At 72.3% G+C, this 17425-nt stretch carries 13 protein-coding genes; 10 read left to right on the top strand and 3 right to left on the bottom strand.

The features are described from left to right. Positions 1 to 2 precede the first annotated feature (2 nt). The gene (locus NL142_RS13415; protein ID WP_308726746.1) at positions 3 to 1403 is read right to left on the bottom strand and encodes an ABC transporter permease subunit; all 1401 of its coding nucleotides are present in this window, start codon (positions 1401 to 1403) and stop codon (positions 3 to 5) included. Between the two features lie 297 nt (positions 1404 to 1700). Here NL142_RS13415 and guaB point away from each other — a divergent pair, with 297 nt between their 5' ends. From guaB to guaA, 8 genes are all read left to right on the top strand, one after another. After that, complete coding sequence (gene guaB / locus NL142_RS13410; RefSeq protein WP_043584288.1) at positions 1701 to 3203, top strand: IMP dehydrogenase; 1503 nt, start codon at positions 1701 to 1703, stop codon at positions 3201 to 3203. 167 nt (positions 3204 to 3370) lie between these two features. Then, positions 3371 to 4471, top strand: coding sequence for a hypothetical protein (locus tag NL142_RS13405; protein WP_435080137.1), 1101 nt, complete (start codon positions 3371 to 3373; stop codon positions 4469 to 4471). Beyond that, a complete protein-coding gene (locus tag NL142_RS13400) occupies positions 4464 to 5582 on the top strand; it encodes a GuaB3 family IMP dehydrogenase-related protein (protein ID WP_012039248.1) in 1119 nt (372 codons plus the stop codon). The genes NL142_RS13405 and NL142_RS13400 overlap by 8 nt, the downstream gene beginning before the upstream one ends. 101 nt (positions 5583 to 5683) lie before the next feature. Beyond that, positions 5684 to 6217: a cation:proton antiporter regulatory subunit gene (locus tag NL142_RS13395; RefSeq protein WP_043668926.1), complete on the top strand. Its 534-nt coding sequence runs from the start codon at positions 5684 to 5686 to the stop codon at positions 6215 to 6217. A 3-nt stretch (positions 6218 to 6220) separates the two neighbouring features. After that, the gene (locus tag NL142_RS13390; protein ID WP_435080136.1) at positions 6221 to 7741 is read left to right on the top strand and encodes a cation:proton antiporter; all 1521 of its coding nucleotides are present in this window, start codon (positions 6221 to 6223) and stop codon (positions 7739 to 7741) included. Beyond that, on the top strand, positions 7741 to 8739 hold the full coding sequence (locus NL142_RS13385) for an SURF1 family cytochrome oxidase biogenesis protein (protein ID WP_435080135.1): 999 nt from the start codon (positions 7741 to 7743) through the stop codon (positions 8737 to 8739). Before NL142_RS13390 ends, NL142_RS13385 begins: the two co-directional genes overlap by 1 nt. 9 nt (positions 8740 to 8748) lie before the next feature. Further along, positions 8749 to 9291 (top strand): DUF3817 domain-containing protein, encoded by a 543-nt coding sequence (locus NL142_RS13380; RefSeq protein ID WP_435080134.1) that lies wholly within the window; start codon positions 8749 to 8751, stop codon positions 9289 to 9291. After that, positions 9288 to 10868, top strand: coding sequence for a glutamine-hydrolyzing GMP synthase (gene guaA / locus NL142_RS13375; RefSeq protein WP_194684491.1), 1581 nt, complete (start codon positions 9288 to 9290; stop codon positions 10866 to 10868). Before NL142_RS13380 ends, guaA begins: the two co-directional genes overlap by 4 nt. Before the next feature lie 108 nt (positions 10869 to 10976). Here guaA and NL142_RS13370 read toward each other — a convergent pair whose 3' ends face one another. Beyond that, positions 10977 to 11780, bottom strand: a complete 804-nt coding sequence (locus NL142_RS13370) for a Bax inhibitor-1/YccA family protein (protein WP_435080133.1) — start codon at positions 11778 to 11780, stop codon at positions 10977 to 10979. Positions 11781 to 11912: 132 nt separating this feature from the next. Between NL142_RS13370 and NL142_RS13365 the strand changes: the two genes are divergently transcribed. Both NL142_RS13365 and NL142_RS13360 read left to right on the top strand, forming a co-directional pair. After that, entirely contained in the window at positions 11913 to 12971 is a 1059-nt protein-coding gene (locus tag NL142_RS13365; protein ID WP_435080132.1) for a glycerophosphodiester phosphodiesterase family protein, read from the top strand. A gap of 128 nt (positions 12972 to 13099) precedes the next feature. After that, positions 13100 to 15550 carry an ATP-dependent helicase gene (locus NL142_RS13360; protein ID WP_043584279.1) on the top strand — a complete coding sequence of 817 codons (2451 nt, stop codon included), beginning with the start codon at positions 13100 to 13102 and terminating at the stop codon, positions 15548 to 15550. Here NL142_RS13360 and NL142_RS13355 read toward each other — a convergent pair. Continuing rightward, positions 15522 to 17423: a hypothetical protein gene (locus NL142_RS13355; RefSeq protein WP_435080131.1), complete on the bottom strand. Its 1902-nt coding sequence runs from the start codon at positions 17421 to 17423 to the stop codon at positions 15522 to 15524. The genes NL142_RS13360 and NL142_RS13355 overlap by 29 nt on opposite strands. Between the last annotated feature and the right edge of the window lie 2 nt (positions 17424 to 17425).

The following is a 17425-nucleotide window of genomic DNA, read 5'->3' as shown; positions in this document are numbered from 1 at the left end:
GGCTAACCGATCCGATCTTTCCGACCCAGGATGCCCTGGGGCCTGACGAGCAGGATGACGATCATGACCACGAGAGCGGCCACGTACTTCATGTTCTCGGGCAGGACCATGGTGCTGACGTTGATGAAGACGCCGATCACGATCGAGCCGATGAGTGCGCCGAACGCCGTGCCCAGCCCGCCGAGGACGACGGCCGAGAAGACGAGCAGCAGGATGGACGCGCCCGTGTCCCAGCGCAGCGACTGGTAGTAGGCGATGAAGACGCCGGACAGGGCGGCCAGCGCGGCGCCGCCGATCCAGACCACGCGGATCACGCCCTCCACGTCGATGCCCGACGCGGCCGCGAGCGACCGGTTGTCGGAGACGGCGCGGGTGGCCTTGCCGATCTTCGTGTAGAGCAGCACGTACGCGACGGCGAGGAGCAGCACGATCGAGACGACCGCGCCGGCGACATCGGTGAACTTGAGGCTCACCGGGCCGACGACCAGGAACGGCGCCGGGCTGTTCGGGAGCGTGAGGCGGTCGGCGCCGAAGATGAACTGGAAGACGTAGCGCAGGGCGAGCGACAGGCCGATGGTGACGATCATGAGCGGCACCAGCCCGAGGCGCCGCTTCCGCAGGGGCTTCCAGAGGGCCGCGTCCTGCACGAACCCGAAGGCCCCGCCGAGGATCACCGTGATGACGATCGCGAGCACCGGGTTGAGGCCGAGCACGTTGCTGAAGAGGTACGCCATGAGCGCCCCGAAGGTCACCAGCTCTCCGTGCGCGAAGTTGTTGAGGCCCGTGGTCCCGTAGATGAGGGAGAGGCCGATGGCCGCGAGGGCGAGCAGCAGGCCGAAGATGAGGCCCGTCACCACCTTGGGCCAGAAGATCTTCCAGAAGTTGTTCTGGGTCACGGGCTCCGCGGTGCCGGAGACCGCGCCGGTCTCGGTGTCCGGCGCCGCGGTCTCGCCGCCGGTGGAGGTGCCGGCGCCTGCGCTCGCGCTCGGTGCCGGCGTCGATCCCGCCGCTCCGGCCGCAGCTCCGTCGGGCGATATGAAGAAGAAGGCGGGGACGTTCTTGTTGCCCGCGGCCACGTCGACCTCGCGGGGGCTCGAGCCCGCGCGGGGGACGCCGGCGCCCTCGGGGATGGTGGACTCGTCGACCTCGACCGTGAAGGAGCCCGGCGCGCTGAGGCCGACCTCGGCCTTGCCGTCCGCGCCGGTCGTGCCGGTGGCCTCGACGCCGCCGCCCGAGACCTTGACGGTGACCCCGGCGATGCCGGTCTTGTCGGCGTCCGCCCGGACCCACACGAGCAGCGACTGCTCGGCGGACGCCGGGTCGACCGCCTGGGGCGCCGCGCGTGGATCCGCGTGGGCAGCCGATGGGGCCGAGAGGAGAAGTGCGGTGCAGGCGAACGCCACCGCGAGAATCAGGGCCCAGACGCGCTGCGCGCGTGCTCCGGCCGAACCAGTGGCTATCACTAGACCTCCATAGGGGGAGCCGTGCGACGGGTACATCCGCACAGGCACCGCGACTACCGTCAGGACGACGTTGGTTGACAGTACGTGCTGATTATGTCCTGGATGTTTCGGGCGCGTACGGCGTGGAGGCGTGATATGCCGGGAATGCCGGTCGGCGCGTCCCGTTAACATTGAGACACCGGTTGCCGACGCGGTCCCCCGGGTATCTCATCCGCCTCTCATCCCCCTGGAGGGAACTTGGACCAGTCCGACCCGTTCGGCGTCATCGGCCTCACCTACGACGACGTCATGCTCCTGCCGGGGCACACCGACGTCATCCCCAGCGAGGCGGACACCACCTCCCGCCTGACCCGCAACATCAGCGTCGCCGCACCTCTCCTCTCCTCGGCGATGGACACCGTCACCGAGGCGCGCATGGCCATCGCGATGGCGCGCCAGGGCGGTCTCGGCGTGATCCACCGCAACCTCTCCATCGAGGACCAGGCCGCCTTCGTCGACAAGGTGAAGCGCAGCGAGTCGGGCATGATCACCAACCCCGTCACCACGCGCCCCGACGCGACGGTCGCCGAGGTGGATGCGCTGTGCGGCCAGTTCCGCGTCTCCGGCCTCCCGGTCGTCGAGTCCGACGGCACGCTCGTGGGCATCATCACGAACCGCGACATGCGCTTCGTCTCGCCCGTGCAGGCCGCCACCACGCTCGTGCGCGACGTCATGACCCGCACCCCGCTCATCACGGGCCAGGTCGGCATCGACCCGGACCACGCGATCGCGATCTTCGCGGAGCACAAGATCGAGAAGCTCCCGCTGGTGGACGACCAGGGGAAGCTGCGCGGACTCATCACCGTCAAGGACTTCGACAAGTCGGAGCAGTACCCGGACGCGACGAAGGACGCCGAGGGGCGCCTCCGCGTCGGCGCGGCCATCGGCTTCTTCGGCGACGCCTGGCAGCGCGCGCTCGCGCTCGTCGAGGCCGGCGTGGACGTGCTCGTCGTCGACACCGCCAACGGCGACAGCAAGGGCGTGCTCGACATCATCCGTCGCCTGAAGTCCGACCCTGCCACCTCGCACGTCGACGTGATCGGCGGCAACGTCGCCACGCGATCGGGCGCGCAGGCGCTCATCGAGGCGGGCGCGGACGCGATCAAGGTGGGCGTCGGCCCCGGATCCATCTGCACCACGCGCGTCGTCGCGGGCGTGGGCGTGCCGCAGGTCACCGCGGTCTACGAGGCGTCGCTCGCCGCGCGCGCGGCGGGCATCCCCGTCATCGCGGACGGCGGCCTGCAGTACTCGGGCGACATCGCCAAGGCGCTCGTCGCCGGCGCCGACACCGTCATGCTCGGCAGCCTCCTCGCCGGCTGCGACGAGAGCCCCGGCGACCTCATGTTCGTGGGCGGCAAGCAGTTCAAGAGCTACCGCGGGATGGGATCGCTCGGCGCCCTGCAGACGCGCGGCTCGAAGACCTCCTACTCGAAGGACCGCTACTTCCAGTCGGACGTGCCGAACGACGACAAGCTCATCCCCGAGGGCATCGAGGGCCAGGTGCCCTACCGCGGATCCCTCGCGAACGTCGTGTACCAGCTCACCGGCGGCCTCCGGCAGTCCATGTTCTACGTCGGCGCGCGCACGGTCGGCGAGCTCAAGGACCGCGGGCGCTTCGTGCGCATCACGGCGGCCGGGCTCAAGGAGTCGCACCCGCACGACGTGCAGATGGTCGTCGAGGCGCCCAACTACCGGCGCTGATGCGGTCAGCCGCGCGGATCCCGCGCGGTGACGACGAGGGGCCGGTGCCGTGCGCACCGGCCCCTCGTGCGTGCGGGCGCTCCCTCACAGGGCGCGGCTCCGATCCCGCGTCCGGCGAGTCGCGGCCGGAGGCATCCCGGGCCCTCGTCGGCCGCGACACTGCCGGCATGCCCTCGATCCCGCCCGCGCCCGACGCCCGTCCTCTCGAGGCCGCGACGCTCGGGCCACCCGGGGTCGTCCTGCTCCTCTCGGGGGCCATGGCACTGCCGGGGGCGGATCCGGTGGGCGAGGAGGAGCGCGCGGATCCCGCCGTCGTCGCCCGAGCGGAGGCGCGCGGGGAGCTGGTGCGGCTGCGGGCCGGCGTGCACGTGGAGCGCGCGGCCTGTGAGGCGGTGTCGGCCCGGGAGCGGCACCTGCTGCGGATCCGCGCGCTCGCCCGGGTCTGTCCGGCTCCAGTTGCGCTCGGCGGCGCATCGGCCGCCGCCGTGCACGGGCTGCCGCGCCTCGCGCCGTGGCCGCTGCACGTGACGCTCCTCGACGTGCCGGGCCTGCCGCCGGGGCGCCGGGCGGGCACGCGCATCGTGCGGGATCCCTCCTGCGGGCGCTCGCCGGTCATGCGAGGCCCGGGTGGCGTGCGGCTGCCCACGCTCGCGGCGACGGCGCTCGCCGCCTCGCACGACGCGGCCGTGGCCGCCGTGCGCGCAGCCGCGGCGCCCGGGCCGGGCTGGTGCGCCCACGGGCTGGTCGCGCTCGACGACGCGCTCGCGCACGCGCGCCTCGTCCCCGTGACGCGCGCCGAGCTCCATGCGGAGAGGGAGCTGCGGGGGCCGGGGCCGTGGAGCAGGCGCGCCGAGCTCCTGGTCGACGCCGCGGACGGGGCGGCGGGCGGCCCCGTGGAGTCGATCGCCCGCGGGGTCGCGGCGGAGACGGGGCTGGCGCGGCCGGCCGTCGGCTCGCTCGTGCCGGGTCACGGGCGGCTCGCGCTGGCCTGGCCGCGGCAGCGGGTCGGGCTCCGGATCCGCAGGGCGGGCCCGGAGGATCCCCTCGTCGTCGGCTCCTGCGGGGCGGAGGGGGATGAGGGCGCGGAGTGGCGCGTCGTCGAGGCGACCGAGAGGGACGTGCTGGCCGCCGGACGGCTCCGCGCGCTCCTGCTGCACGCGGGGCTCGAGCCCGAGCGGCGTGCCGCGCCGCCCGTCACGGGGATGCGGGCGGATCCGGGCCACGGCCGGTCGCGCAGGAGCCCGCCGCTAGGCTGTGCGGGTGAGTGATGTAGAGATCGGCCGCGCCAAGCGGGCCCGCCGTGTGTACGCGTTCGACGACATCGCCATCGTCCCGTCGAGGCGCACGCGCGACCCGCAGGACGTGTCGGTCACGTGGTCGATCGACGCGTACCAGTTCGAGATCCCGTTCCTCGCTGCCCCCATGGACTCCGTGGTATCCCCGGCGACGGCCATCGCGATGGGGCGCTTCGGCGGCCTGGGCGTCCTCGACCTCGAGGGCCTCTGGACCCGGTACGAGCACCCGGAGCGCCTGCTCGAGGAGATCCGCTCGCTGCCGCCCGAGTCGGCCACCGCGCGCATGCAGCAGATCTACGCCGAGCCGATCAAGCCGGAGCTCATCACGGCGCGCATCGCGGAGATCCGCGCGGCCGGCGTCGTCGTCGCCGCTGCCCTCTCGCCCCAGCGCACCGCCGACCACTACGAGACCGTGGTCGCGGCCGGCGTCGACCTCTTCGTCATCCGCGGCACCACCGTCTCGGCGGAGCACGTCTCCAAGGGCGCGGCTCCCCTCAACCTCAAGAAGTTCATCTACGAGCTCGACGTCCCGGTCATCGTCGGCGGCGCGGCCACCTACACGGCGGCCCTGCACCTCATGCGCACGGGCGCGGCCGGCGTGCTCGTCGGGTTCGGCGGGGGAGCGGCGTCGACGACCCGCTCGACCCTGGGGATCCACGCGCCCATGGCCACCGCGCTCTCCGACGTCGCGGGCGCTCGCCGCGACTACATGGACGAGTCCGGCGGTCGCTACGTGCACGTCATCGCCGACGGCGGCCTCGGCAGCTCGGGCGACATCGTCAAGGCCATCGCGGTCGGCGCCGACGCGGTCATGCTCGGATCCACGCTCGCCCGAGCGACCGACGCGCCCGGCCAGGGCTTCCACTGGGGCGCCGAGGCGCACCACTCCGAGCTGCCCCGCGGCCACCGCGTGCGCGTCGACCAGGTCGCGCCTCTCGAGCAGATCCTCTACGGGCCGTCCACCACGGCCGACGGCAGCGCCAACCTGGTCGGTGCCCTCCGTCGGGCGATGGCGACCACCGGCTACTCCGACCTCAAGGAGTTCCAGCGCGTCGAGGTGGTCGTCGCGCCGTACGGCAAGTAGTCCGCGCCGGCCGCTCGGCCGGACCCGTGCCGCGTCGAGCGGGCAGGGAACATGCGGGGCGCGGCCCGCGTTGTGAACCACAGGAAGAGGGAGGTGCGCGCATGGCGGAGGTCCGTCGCGTCAAGCTGCCGGGTGTCGGCGTGCTGCACACCTTCATCACCGACGACGGGGGCAAGGTCGGCGTCATCGCCCACCGCTCCGGCCACAGCGACCTGATCACCTTCTCGGAGGAGCAGGACGGGCCCGACACGCAGAAGGTCTCGCTCCGCCTGAGCGAGGACGAGGCGCACACGCTCGCCGAGCTGCTCGGCGGCACGCGCATCACGGAGTCGCTCGACAAGCTCGACCAGATCCCCGGCCTCAGCATCGACTGGTTCACGGTCGACTACGACGACCACATCGCCGGCCAGGCGCTCGGCAACCTCGCCTCGCGCGGCGTCGTCGGGCTCACGGTCGTGGCGGTCGTCCGCGGCGAGTCCGCCAATCCCGCGCCGTCCGACGACTTCACCGTCTACCCGGGCGACACGCTCGTCGTCGCCGGATCCCCCGAGAAGGTCGCCAAGGCCTTCGCGTTCTACCGGACGGGCGAGTTCCCGCACCGCCCCGCCTCCGGCTCCGCGCCGGACGGAGGGTAGCGGGTGCACCACGGCCTCGACCTCATAGTCCTCGGCCTGCTGTTCATCCTCGCCTACGCGTTCGGTCAGCTCGGCAAGCGCATCGGCCTGCCCGCGATCCCCATCTACATGCTCGTCGGGCTCCTCGCGAGCCCGAGCGTCGACTGGTTCCCGCTCGACTTCGCCTCGGGCGACATCGAGCTCATCGCGGTATTCGGCCTGATCCTCCTGCTGTTCAACCTCGGGCTGGAGTTCGACCAGGACGAGTTCTTCGGCAACGCCGGCAAGCTCATCATCTCGGGCGGCTCGTACGTGCTCATCAACATGGGCGTCGGGTTCGCGTTCGGGTTCGCGCTCGGCTGGGGCACCCGCGAGGCGCTCATCATCGCGGGCATGACGGCGACGTCCTCGAGCGCCATCGTCACCAAGCTCCTCATCGAGCTGAACCGGCTGGCCAACGACGAGACGCCCATGATCCTGGGCGTCACCGTGGTCGAGGACATCTTCATCGCCGTCTACCTCGCCATCGTGTCCGTCGTGCTGAGCGGGCAGACCGAGCCGTGGGCGGTGTTCGGCCAGCTAGCGGTGTCGTTCGCCTTCCTCGTCGTCATGTTCACGGTCGCGCGGAAGGGCGGCGCGTTCCTGTCGCGGTTCATGCGCACGCGCGACGTCGAGCTGTTCACCGTCCTGTTCTTCGGGCTCGCGATCCTGTTCGGCGGCATCGGCGAGGTGCTCGGCGTCACGGACGCGATCGGCGCCTTCCTCATCGGGCTGGTCCTCGGCGCGACCCGGGTGCGCAACCGCATCGAGCAGATCGCCATCCCGCTGCGCGACGTGTTCGGCGCGTTCTTCTTCCTCAACTTCGGCCTCGCGCTGGATCCGGGCGAGTTCCCCACCGTGCTCGTCCCGGTGCTCCTCGCCGTGCTCATGACGGTCGTGCTCAACATCATCGCCGGGCAGTTCGTCGCCTGGCTCAACGGGCACGGCGCGCAGGCCGGCATCAACACGGCGTTCATCCTGCAGAACCGCGGCGAGTTCGCGCTCATCCTCGCGACGCTGTCGCTGTCTGCGGGGCTCGACGAGCGGATCCAGCCGTTCGCGGGCCTCTACGTGCTGGTGATGGCGATCATGGGGCCGCTCCTCGCCGCGAACTCGGTGCGCATCGGCACGGCCGTGCTGCCCACGAAGTACCGCTCCGCCACGAAGCGCGCGGCCGAGAAGGCCGGGCGCGACGCGGAGCGCGCCGGCGCGCTCGCCCTGTTCGAGGCCGCCGAGCGCGGCGAGCGGGCGCCCGCCGATGCCTTCGACGACGGACTCGCGGCGGCGGGGCCCCGTCCGGGCACCGTCGCGCGCGGCGTGACGCCGGGCACCGGCCCCGAGGCCGAGGGCGCGCGCCCCGTGCGGCCCGGGGCGGACGACGACGGCGACGCCGGCAGCGCGGAGGGCCCGCGACCCGCCCCCGACCGCCGCGCCGAGCAGGCCGGCCAGCAGTCCGACCACGACACCTGGACACCACCCACCCGCGAACGGGAACCCGACTACTGATGACGCACGCATCCGACCCCCGCTCCGACGCCGCCGCGCGTCCCGATGACGAGCCCGCGGTCTCCGGCCAGGGCGGCTCCGGTGCGCCGGCCGCCCCCGGCCCCACCGTCGGCCAGGTCGCCCGCCGCCCCCGCTCGCTCGCGCTGCTCGCGCTCGCGCTCGTCATCGCCGCGGGCTTCGCCGCGCTCGGGCAATGGCAGCTGGCGCGCGCGGTCGAGTCGGGCGTCGTCATCGAGCGCGACACAGAGACGGCGCTGCCGCTCGGCACGCTGGTCGAGCCGCAGGGCTACGTCACCGACACGTCCGCCGGGCACATGGTCACCGTCGCAGGCTCGCTCGTCCCCGGCGACTTCGTCGTCGTCTCCGACCGCCTCAACGCCGGCCGCACCGGTGCCTGGGTCGTCGGCCACCTCTCCATCACGGACGACGGCGGCTCCGCGGTTCGGGCGCCCGACGCGCTGCCCGCCAGCGTGCCCGTCGCGCTCGGCTGGACCGCGACCGACGCGGAGGCGGCGGCCGTCGCGGCGCAGCTGAACTCGGGCGACGGATCCCCGACGGGGGTCCAGGAGATCGTCGGCCGCTTCCTCCCGAGCGAGCAGCCCGAGCCCGCAGGCGAGGGCCAGGATCCCCAGCGCATGACGCGGCTGAGCACGGCCGCGCTCGTCAACCTCTGGCCGGGCGACGTGGGCGACGTCTACAACGGCTTCATCGTCGCGTCGACCCCCGTCGCCGGCCTCGCGACGATCGACTCGCCGCCGCCGAGCGAGGCCGTGCAGCTCAACTGGCTGAACATCTTCTACGCGGCGGAGTGGGCGGTGTTCGCGATCTTCGCGATCGTCATCTGGTACCGCACCGTCCGCGACACCTGGACCCGTGAGCAGCCCGGCTACCGCGAGGACGAGGACGAGGACGACGACGAGGATCCGCTCCCCGAGGGCGACCGCGACGACCCCGTCGGAGCTCCCGGGCGCGGGAGCCGCGCAGACGCCGACCGGTAGGATCCACGCATGGCCTACGGACTCAAGCGCTCCGACGTCCCGCAGATCCGGAGGGTCCTCGGCTTCTACCGCGTCATGGCGTTCATCACCGGCGCGTTCCTCCTCCTCCTCGTCGTGGAGATGGGCATCAAGTACCTGCCCGGCTTCCAGTTCGTCGACGGATCCCTGCAGTACCTGGCCGGCGCCGGCTACGAGCTCGAGCTGAACGGCCCCTCCGGCTTCCTCGCGCTGTCGCCCGCGGACACGCTCACGGGCACGAACCTGAGCCTCCTGATCCAGATCGTCCACGGCAACATCTACGTGGTCTACCTCATCAGCGACTTCCTGCTCTGGCAGAAGATGCGCTGGTCGTTCACCCGCTTCATCCTCATCGCCGCGGGCGGCGTCGTGCCGTTCCTCTCCTTCATCGTCGAGGCGCGCATCGCCCGCCGGGTGCGGGAGGTCATCGCGAAGCTCGAGGCGCCCCGCCGCGCGAGCACGTCCGCCGACGACCGCGACGACGCGGACCCCCGACCCATCGACCCGACCACCACCACGGAGGCCACCACTTGAGCGTCGACAACCCCACGAACCAGCGCCCCGTCCTCGTCGTCGACTTCGGCGCCCAGTACGCGCAGCTGATCGCCCGCCGCGTCCGCGAGGCCAACGTCTACTCGGAGATCGTGCCGTCGACGATCACGGCCGAGGAGATCCGCGCGAAGGACCCGTCCGGCATCGTCCTCAGCGGCGGCCCGTCCAGCGTCTACGAGGAGGGCTCGCCCGGCCTCGACGAGGGGATCCTCGAGCTCGGCGTCCCCGTGCTCGGCATCTGCTACGGCTTCCAGGTCATGGCCCGCGCGCTCGGCGGCGAGGTCGCGCACACGGGAGCGCGCGAGTACGGATCCACCGCGGTCACGCTCACGCCCGGCAGCACCCTGCTCGACGGCCAGCCCGACGACCAGACCGTGTGGATGAGCCACGGCGACTCCGTGTCGAAGGCGCCCGAGGGCTTCGAGGTCCTCGCCTCGAGCGCGTCCACGCCGGTCGCCGCCTTCGCGAGCGACGAGCGCCGCCTCTACGGCGTGCAGTGGCACCCCGAGGTCAAGCACTCCGCGCACGGCCAGGCCGTGCTCGAGAACTTCCTGCACCGCGCCGCCGGCATCCCCGGCGACTGGAACAGCGGCAACGTCATCGCCGAGCAGGTCGAGCGGATCCGCGCTCAGGTCGGCGACGCCCGCGTCATCTGCGGCCTCTCCGGCGGGGTCGACTCCGCGGTCGCCGCGGCGATCGTGCACCGCGCGGTCGGCGACCAGCTCACCTGCGTCTTCGTCGACCACGGCCTCCTCCGCCAGGACGAGCGCCGCCAGGTGGAGGAGGACTACGTGGCCGCCACGGGCGTCCGCCTCGTGACGGTCGACGCGGCCGACCAGTTCCTCGACGGACTCGCGGGCGTCACGGATCCCGAGGCCAAGCGCAAGATCATCGGCCGCGAGTTCATCCGGTCGTTCGAGGGAGCTGCCGAGGCGCTCGTGCTCGAGGCGAAGGCCGACGGCGAGCCGATCCGCTTCCTCGTGCAGGGCACGCTCTACCCGGACGTGGTGGAGTCGGGCGGCGGCACGGGCACCGCGAACATCAAGAGCCACCACAACGTCGGCGGCCTCCCCGAGGACCTGAAGTTCGAGCTCGTCGAGCCGCTCCGCACCCTCTTCAAGGACGAGGTGCGCGCCATCGGCCGCGAGCTCGGCCTCCCCGAGGTCATCGTGGGCCGCCAGCCGTTCCCCGGCCCCGGCCTCGGGATCCGCATCGTCGGCGAGGTCACGGCCGAGCGCCTCGAGCTGCTCCGCAAGGCCGACGCGATCGCGCGCGCCGAGCTCACCGCCGCGGGCCTCGACGGCGAGATCTGGCAGTGCCCCGTCGTGCTGCTCGCGGACGTGCGCTCGGTCGGCGTGCAGGGCGACGGCCGCACCTATGGCCACCCCATCGTGCTGCGCCCCGTCTCCAGCGAGGACGCGATGACCGCCGACTGGACCCGCCTCCCGTACGACGTGCTCGCCCGCATCTCGAACCGCATCACGAACGAGGTCGACGGCGTGAACCGCGTCGTGCTCGACGTCACGTCCAAGCCGCCGGGCACCATCGAGTGGGAGTGATCCTCCCGCTCGCGCTACGGCGCTGACATGACGAAGGCCGCTCCCCGAGGGGAGCGGCCTTCGTCATGCTGCCGGTCCGCGGTGCTGTGCCGCGGACCGACCAGGGTGCTAGTTGTTGCCGCGCAGGATCGCGAAGAGGCGCAGCAGCTCGACGTACAGCCACACGATGGTGACGACGAGGCCGAACGCCGCGGTCCAGCCGTAGCGGCGCGGGGCGCCCGAGCGGACGCCGCGCTGGATGAAGTCGAAGTCGAGGACCAGGGAGTAGGACGCCAGCAGGATGACGAAGATGCCCAGGATGACGCCGAGGGGGATGCCGGCGATGGTCTCGGTGCGGAGGCCGTACGGGCTGTCGAGGACACCGAACGCGACGAGCGCGAAGTTGAACACCGAGAACAGCGCGTAGCCGACCATCGCGATCATGAAGATCTTCGTGGCCCGCGCGGAGGCGCGGATCTTGCCGCTGCGGAACAGGATCAGCACGGTCGCGAAGATGGCCGCGGTCGCGAGCAGCGCCTGCGTGGCGACGCCCGGAGCGACGGCCTCGAAGACGCGGGAGATGCCTCCGACCAGCAGCCCCTCGAACGCCGCGTACGCGACGATGAGCGGGACGGACGGCTCCTTCTTGAAGGAGTTGACGAGGCCGAGCACGAGGCCGCCGATGGCACCGAGCATGGCGAGGGGGAGCGCGAGCGGGCCCGAGAACCAGGCGACCGCGCCGAGCACGACGACGATCGCGAGGAGGCTGACCGTCTTGACGGTCGTGTCCTCGAAGGTCATGCGGTCGGTCTCGGAGGCCGTCGCGGACGGGCGGGCGTACAGCTCGTCGAGGCTCTCCGGGGTCACATCCCTCGTGGGCGTCGCTCCCCGGCCGTTGAAGACCGGGTTGTTGGAGAACGTGGGGTTGGCCATGGTCCTTCTACTCTCAATGGTGGTTGAACGTGATTGGCGTCCAATTTAGCTGGCCAGGCTGGGAGACCACTCGCGCGGGCCGTGTATTTCCTCAGATGAGTACGCGCTCGCCGTCCACCTGGCGCATGTAGCGTGCCCGGCGTGGATCACGCCCCTCGCCCTCGCCCCCTCGTCATCGCCCATCGCGGAGCCAGCGGCTACCGCCCCGAGCACTCCGCCGCCGCCGTGCGGCTCGGCTTCGCACAGGGCGCGGACGCCGTCGAACCCGACCTCGTCGCGTCCTCCGACGGCGTGCTCGTCATCCGGCACGAGAACGAGCTGTCGGGCACGACCGACGTCGCGGACCGCCCGGAGTTCGCCGACCGCCGTGCCACGCGCGTCGTCGACGGCGTCGAGCGCACGGGCTGGTTCACCGAGGACATGACGTGGGCCGAGATCCGCACGCTGCGCTGCCGAGAGCGGGTGCCCGCGGCCCGGCCGGACAGCGCGGCCCACGACGACGAGGAGACCGTGCTCTCCCTGCCCGACCTCCTGCGGATCATCGACCAGGAGTCGACGCGCCACGGCCGCCCGCTCGGCATGGTCGCGGAGATCAAGCACGCCACGCACTTCGCCGCGCTCGGCATGCCGCTCGACGAGCTGCTCGCCCGCGACCTCCGCGAGCACGGCTGGGCGGACGACGCATCGCGCCTCACGATCGAGTCCTTCGAGCGGAGTGCGCTCCTCGGCGTCCGGGCGCACGGCATCGCGGCGCGGCTGGTGTACCTCCTCGAGGGGCGCGGCGCGGCGATCGACGAGGTCGCGCGTCACGGCGACTCGGCCGTCACGTTCGAGGACCAGCTGACCGACGCCGGTCTGGCGGCGCTCGCCGCGGAGGTGGACGGGATCAGCGTGGGCGTCGAGCGCATCTGCCCGGCCGACGGCTTCGGCTCCGCCGACGAGGCCGCTCCCGTGTCCGACCTGGTCGAGCGCGCTCACCGGGCCGGACTGTCGGTCTTCACCTGGACGCTGCGCCCAGAGAACGCATTCCTGCCGCGACCCCTCCGCGGGCCCGGTGCGAAGTCCGCGCACGGCGACTTCGGCACGCACTGGGGCCGGCTCCTCGACGCGGGTGTCGACGGCGTCTTCGTCGACCACCCGGATCTCGCGGTCCGGCTCGTGGGGGAGCGGGCCGCGGCCGCGGGGAGCTAGGGCTCTCCGCGCCGGCACGGCACGGCACGGCACGGCCATGCTCCGCACCGGCGCGGCTCCGGTCGGCGCCCGTCTCCGCGTCGACGCCCGTCTCCGCGTCGGGGGCAGCGCCTAGGATCGATGCCGACATGAGTTCCGACCCCGCCGCCATCTCCCCCTCCAGCACGCCGATCATCCTCGACGGCCGGTCGGGTGCCGCCGGGGGGTCGGGCGCTCCGGAGGATCCGCTGCTGGAGGGCCTCAACCCGGAGCAGCGGGAGGCCGTCGTCTACCGGGGTCCCGCGCTGCTCATCGTCGCGGGCGCCGGTTCCGGCAAGACGCGCGTGCTCACGCACCGCATCGCGAGCCTCATCGAGTCCCGGGAGGCGTGGCCGAGCCAGATCCTCGCCATCACCTTCACGAACAAGGCCGCTGCCGAGATGCGCGAGCGCGTCGAGTCCCTCCTCGGGCAGGCGTCCGAGGGCATGTGGATCTCCACCTTCCACTCCGCGTGCGTGCGCATCCTCCGACGCGAGGCGGAGGCCTTCGGCTTCACGCAGAACTTCACCATCTACGACTCCGCGGACAGCCGCGTGCTCATCAAGCGGATCATCAAGCAGCTCGACGCGGACACGCTCGGCTTCACCGTCTCGTCGGTGTCGGGCCGCATCTCGAAGCTCAAGAACGAGCTGTCGGACGCGGACACCTTCGCGCGCACGGCGAACTTCAACGATCCGGCCGAGGCCATGTTCGTGGAGATCTTCCGGCAGTACACGCGCTCGCTCGCCTCCGCCAACGCGTTCGACTTCGACGACCTCATCGGCCAGACCGTCTACCTCTTCCGCGCCTTCCCCAAGGTGGCGGCGCTCTACCAGCGGCGCTTCCGGCACGTGCTCGTGGACGAGTACCAGGACACGAACCACGCGCAGTACTCCCTCATCCGCGAGCTGACGCGTGCCGTGGCCCCCGAGGACGTGCCCGTCGACACCCGCATGTCCACGAACGGCATGGGCGGGATCGACGGGGCCTCGCTCACCGTGGTGGGCGACAGCGACCAGTCCATCTACGCCTTCCGCGGCGCCGACATCCGCAACATCACCGAGTTCGAGCGCGACTTCCCGCAGTCGAAGGTCGTGCTCCTCGAGCAGAACTACCGGTCGACCCAGAACATCCTCACCGCCGCCAACGCCGTCATCTCGAACAACTTCGACCGCAAGGACAAGAAGCTGTGGACCTCCATCGGCGACGGCGACAAGATCGTCGGCTTCACGGGGTACTCGGGGCACGACGAGGCGCAGTTCGTCGCCGACGAGATCCAGAAGCTGCACGAGGAGGGCACCGCCTACTCGGAGATCGCCGTCTTCTATCGCACGAACGCGCAGACGCGAGCGCTCGAGGAGATCCTCATCCGCTCGGCCGTGCCCTACAGGATCATGGGCGGCACGAAGTTCTACGAGCGGGCGGAGATCAAGGACGCCATGGCGTACCTGATCGCCGTCGCCAACCCCGCGGACGTGCTGGCGCTGCGCCGCATCCTGAACACCCCGAAGCGCGGCATCGGCCCGGCCACGGAGACCGCCCTCGCGAACTTCGCCGAGTCGCACGGCGTCACCTTCCGCGAGGCCATGCGCCGTGCGTCCGAGCTGGGGCTCGGGCCCAAGGTGACGCAGGCGATCCTCACGCTCTCGCGCATGCTCGACGAGGTCGCGCTCCTGATGGACCCCGAGCGGCCCGAAGGGCGGACGTCCGTCGGCGACCTGGTGACCACGCTGCTGGAGAAGAGCGGCCTGGTGCAGGCGCTCCGGGCCAGCAAGGACGCGCAGGACGAGGCCCGCGCGGAGAACGTCGAGGAGCTCGTCGCCGTCACGAAGGAGTTCTCGCGCAACAACCCCGAGGGCCAGCTGGTGGACTTCCTCACGGAGGTCTCGCTCGTCGCCGCCGCGGATGAGCTCGACGACTCGAGCGGCACCGTGTCCCTCATGACCCTCCACACGGCGAAGGGACTGGAGTACGACTCGGTCTTCCTCACCGGCGTGGAGGAGGACCTGCTGCCGCACCGGATGTCGGCCAACGAGCCCGGCGGCCCGGCGGAGGAGCGCCGTCTCTTCTACGTCGGCATCACGCGCGCCCGTCGGCGCCTCTTCATCTCCCTGGCGATGACGCGGGCCCAGTTCGGCGAGGTCAACGTCGCCATGCCCAGCCGGTACCTGCAGGAGATCCCGGCCGAGCTCATCGACTGGAAGCAGTCGCCCGGCATGGCCACGTCGCGGGGTGGCACCCAGCCGCGCGCCCTCAACGCCCGGCGCGAGGGAGGCGGGTACGGCGGTCGCTCGCGCTCGTCGAGCGGCTTCGAGGATCCGGCGCTGCCGCCGCCACCGCGACCCAAGACCCAGTGGGCCAACACGGTCACCGGCCAGGTGCGCGACAACGGCGACCTCGAGCTCGCGTTCGGCGACCGCATCCGCCACACCGACTTCGGCGACGGCCGCGTGACCGGCGTCACGGGTGAGGGGCGCAAGCGCATCGCCGAGGTGCAGTTCGACGGACCGGCCGGTCGCAAGCGGCTGCTCATCAAGATCGCGCCCATCGAGAAGCTCTAGCCGGGACCCTGCGGCGGCGGCCGACGTGACGAACGCCGATGCCGGCGGCCCCCAGCGCGCCGATGGCGATGGCGGCGCACGCCAGCGGTAGCGCACCGATCCGCTGCGTCGCCCCGGATCCCGGCACGTCGATGCCCGGCGCTCCGCCCGTCATGGCCAGCTGGGCGTGCCCGTGCGATGCGGGGACGTCGACGGCGGGCGGCGGGCCCGCGTGGAAGATCTCGCTCGCGTGCGCCGTGTGATCGGCGAACGGCGCGATGGCCGCCCCGTCCGCGTCTCCGGCGGGACGCCCCGGGCTGTCGAGGACGGCGACGTACCACCCGGGCGACAGGACGCGCATGCAGGGCGTGGTCGCATCCCCGTCATCGGAGACATCGAGGTCGGACTCCAGCCCGCCTGAGGTGCCGCCCTCGGGGACGGCCACCGCCTCGCCCTCGGCGGGCGCGGTCGCGAACGGACCCGCGAGGCGGATGCGCACGGGGACGGGACCGACCCCCACGAACGACGTCACGTGCAGGGTGTCGGTCTGGCAGCTGCCCGTCGTGATCTCCGACGCCCCGATGGTCGTCGTGATCCGCGGCGGCTGCGGGACCTGCGTCGTCTCGGTGGCGGAGCCGAAGGTCGACTGCCAGGGCAGCACCCGTGCCCGCCCGGCTGGCACGGCCGTGTCGTCGGGTGAGATGGACTCCACCCAGGTGTAGAAGCCGCCGGCCGGGAGCCGGCAGGCGGGCGAGGTGTAGTCGCCGGGACCGCGGTCGATGCGGGTCACGACGTCGCAGACCTCCGGTGCGGCGGTCGGGATGTCCTCGCGCTCGGGCCCGACCTGCTCCGGGAAGGGGCCGAGGAGCCTGCTGCGGACGGTGACCGGCACGGGCACCAGGGTCCCGTCGCCTCCGCGCGTCAGCCCCCAGCCACCCGAGGTCGCCGGTCTCCCGTGGTCGGCGGGCGCCGCGGGATCCGCGGACACCTGGAGCGAGTCCGTCAGCTGGTCGCCGACGGACGCCACGGCGCGCGACGTGCGCGTGACCACGCGCGGGGCGAAGGGGAGCGGGCTCGGTGCCTGCGCGTCCGCCCGCGCCTCGGCTCGGGCATCCGTGGGCCGGGCCAGGACCATCCGCTGCGACGCTCCGCCATCGCCCACCGCGTCGAGGGCGTCGCCGTACGGGAGGGAGGAGAAGACGGCGCTCGCCATCACGTGCAGCGCCGCCGACGAACCGGTCGCCCGCAGCGCCACCGCTGCGCCGTTCGACACCTGCGCGGTCGTGCTCCCGTCGTCGAACACGGCGCCGTCGAGCGTGACGGTGCCCGTCTCGGATCCGGCCGGCACGTCCGTGGGCCCTCCCGCCACGAGGTCGGCGCGCAGGTCGACGCGCACGGACCCGTTCCCGTCGTCGCCGAGGGTCACCGTCGCGGATGCGGACACCGAGCGCGACGCGCGAGCCGCCGTCTCCGCCAGCATGTCGCGCGCGCGGGACTCGACTGCGCCCGCGTGGTCGCCGGCGCGCGCCGCGTACCAGGAGAGGTCGTGCACGCCGAGGCCGGTGATGCTCCACGTCGCGAGCTGCCCCGCCGCGGCGGTGTCGGGATCCGCGGATCCGGCCCAGCGCCTCGAGATGTAGGCGAGCCGTGCCCGGTCCTCGGGTGATGCACCCGCGTCATCGACCGGGGAGTACGCGTAGCCGGGCGGCGCGGCGAGCCCGACGTCGATGCAGAAGCCGAGCCGCCCGTCATCCATCCGGTACGAGCCCAGCCAGCGGCCCTCCGACCCCGAGGAGTAGCCGACTCCGTGCGAGACCGCGCTCAGCGCCTGCGCCGGCGGCACAGCGCTCGCCGCGATGCCGAGCGCGAGGCCGACGCCGACGATCGCCGACACGA

The organism is Clavibacter quasicaliforniensis, assembly GCF_051201715.1.
Lineage (GTDB): Bacteria > Actinomycetota > Actinomycetes > Actinomycetales > Microbacteriaceae > Clavibacter > Clavibacter seminis.
The sequence above is the reverse complement of the archived record's forward strand: the minus strand, read 5'-3'. Positions and strand labels throughout refer to the sequence as shown.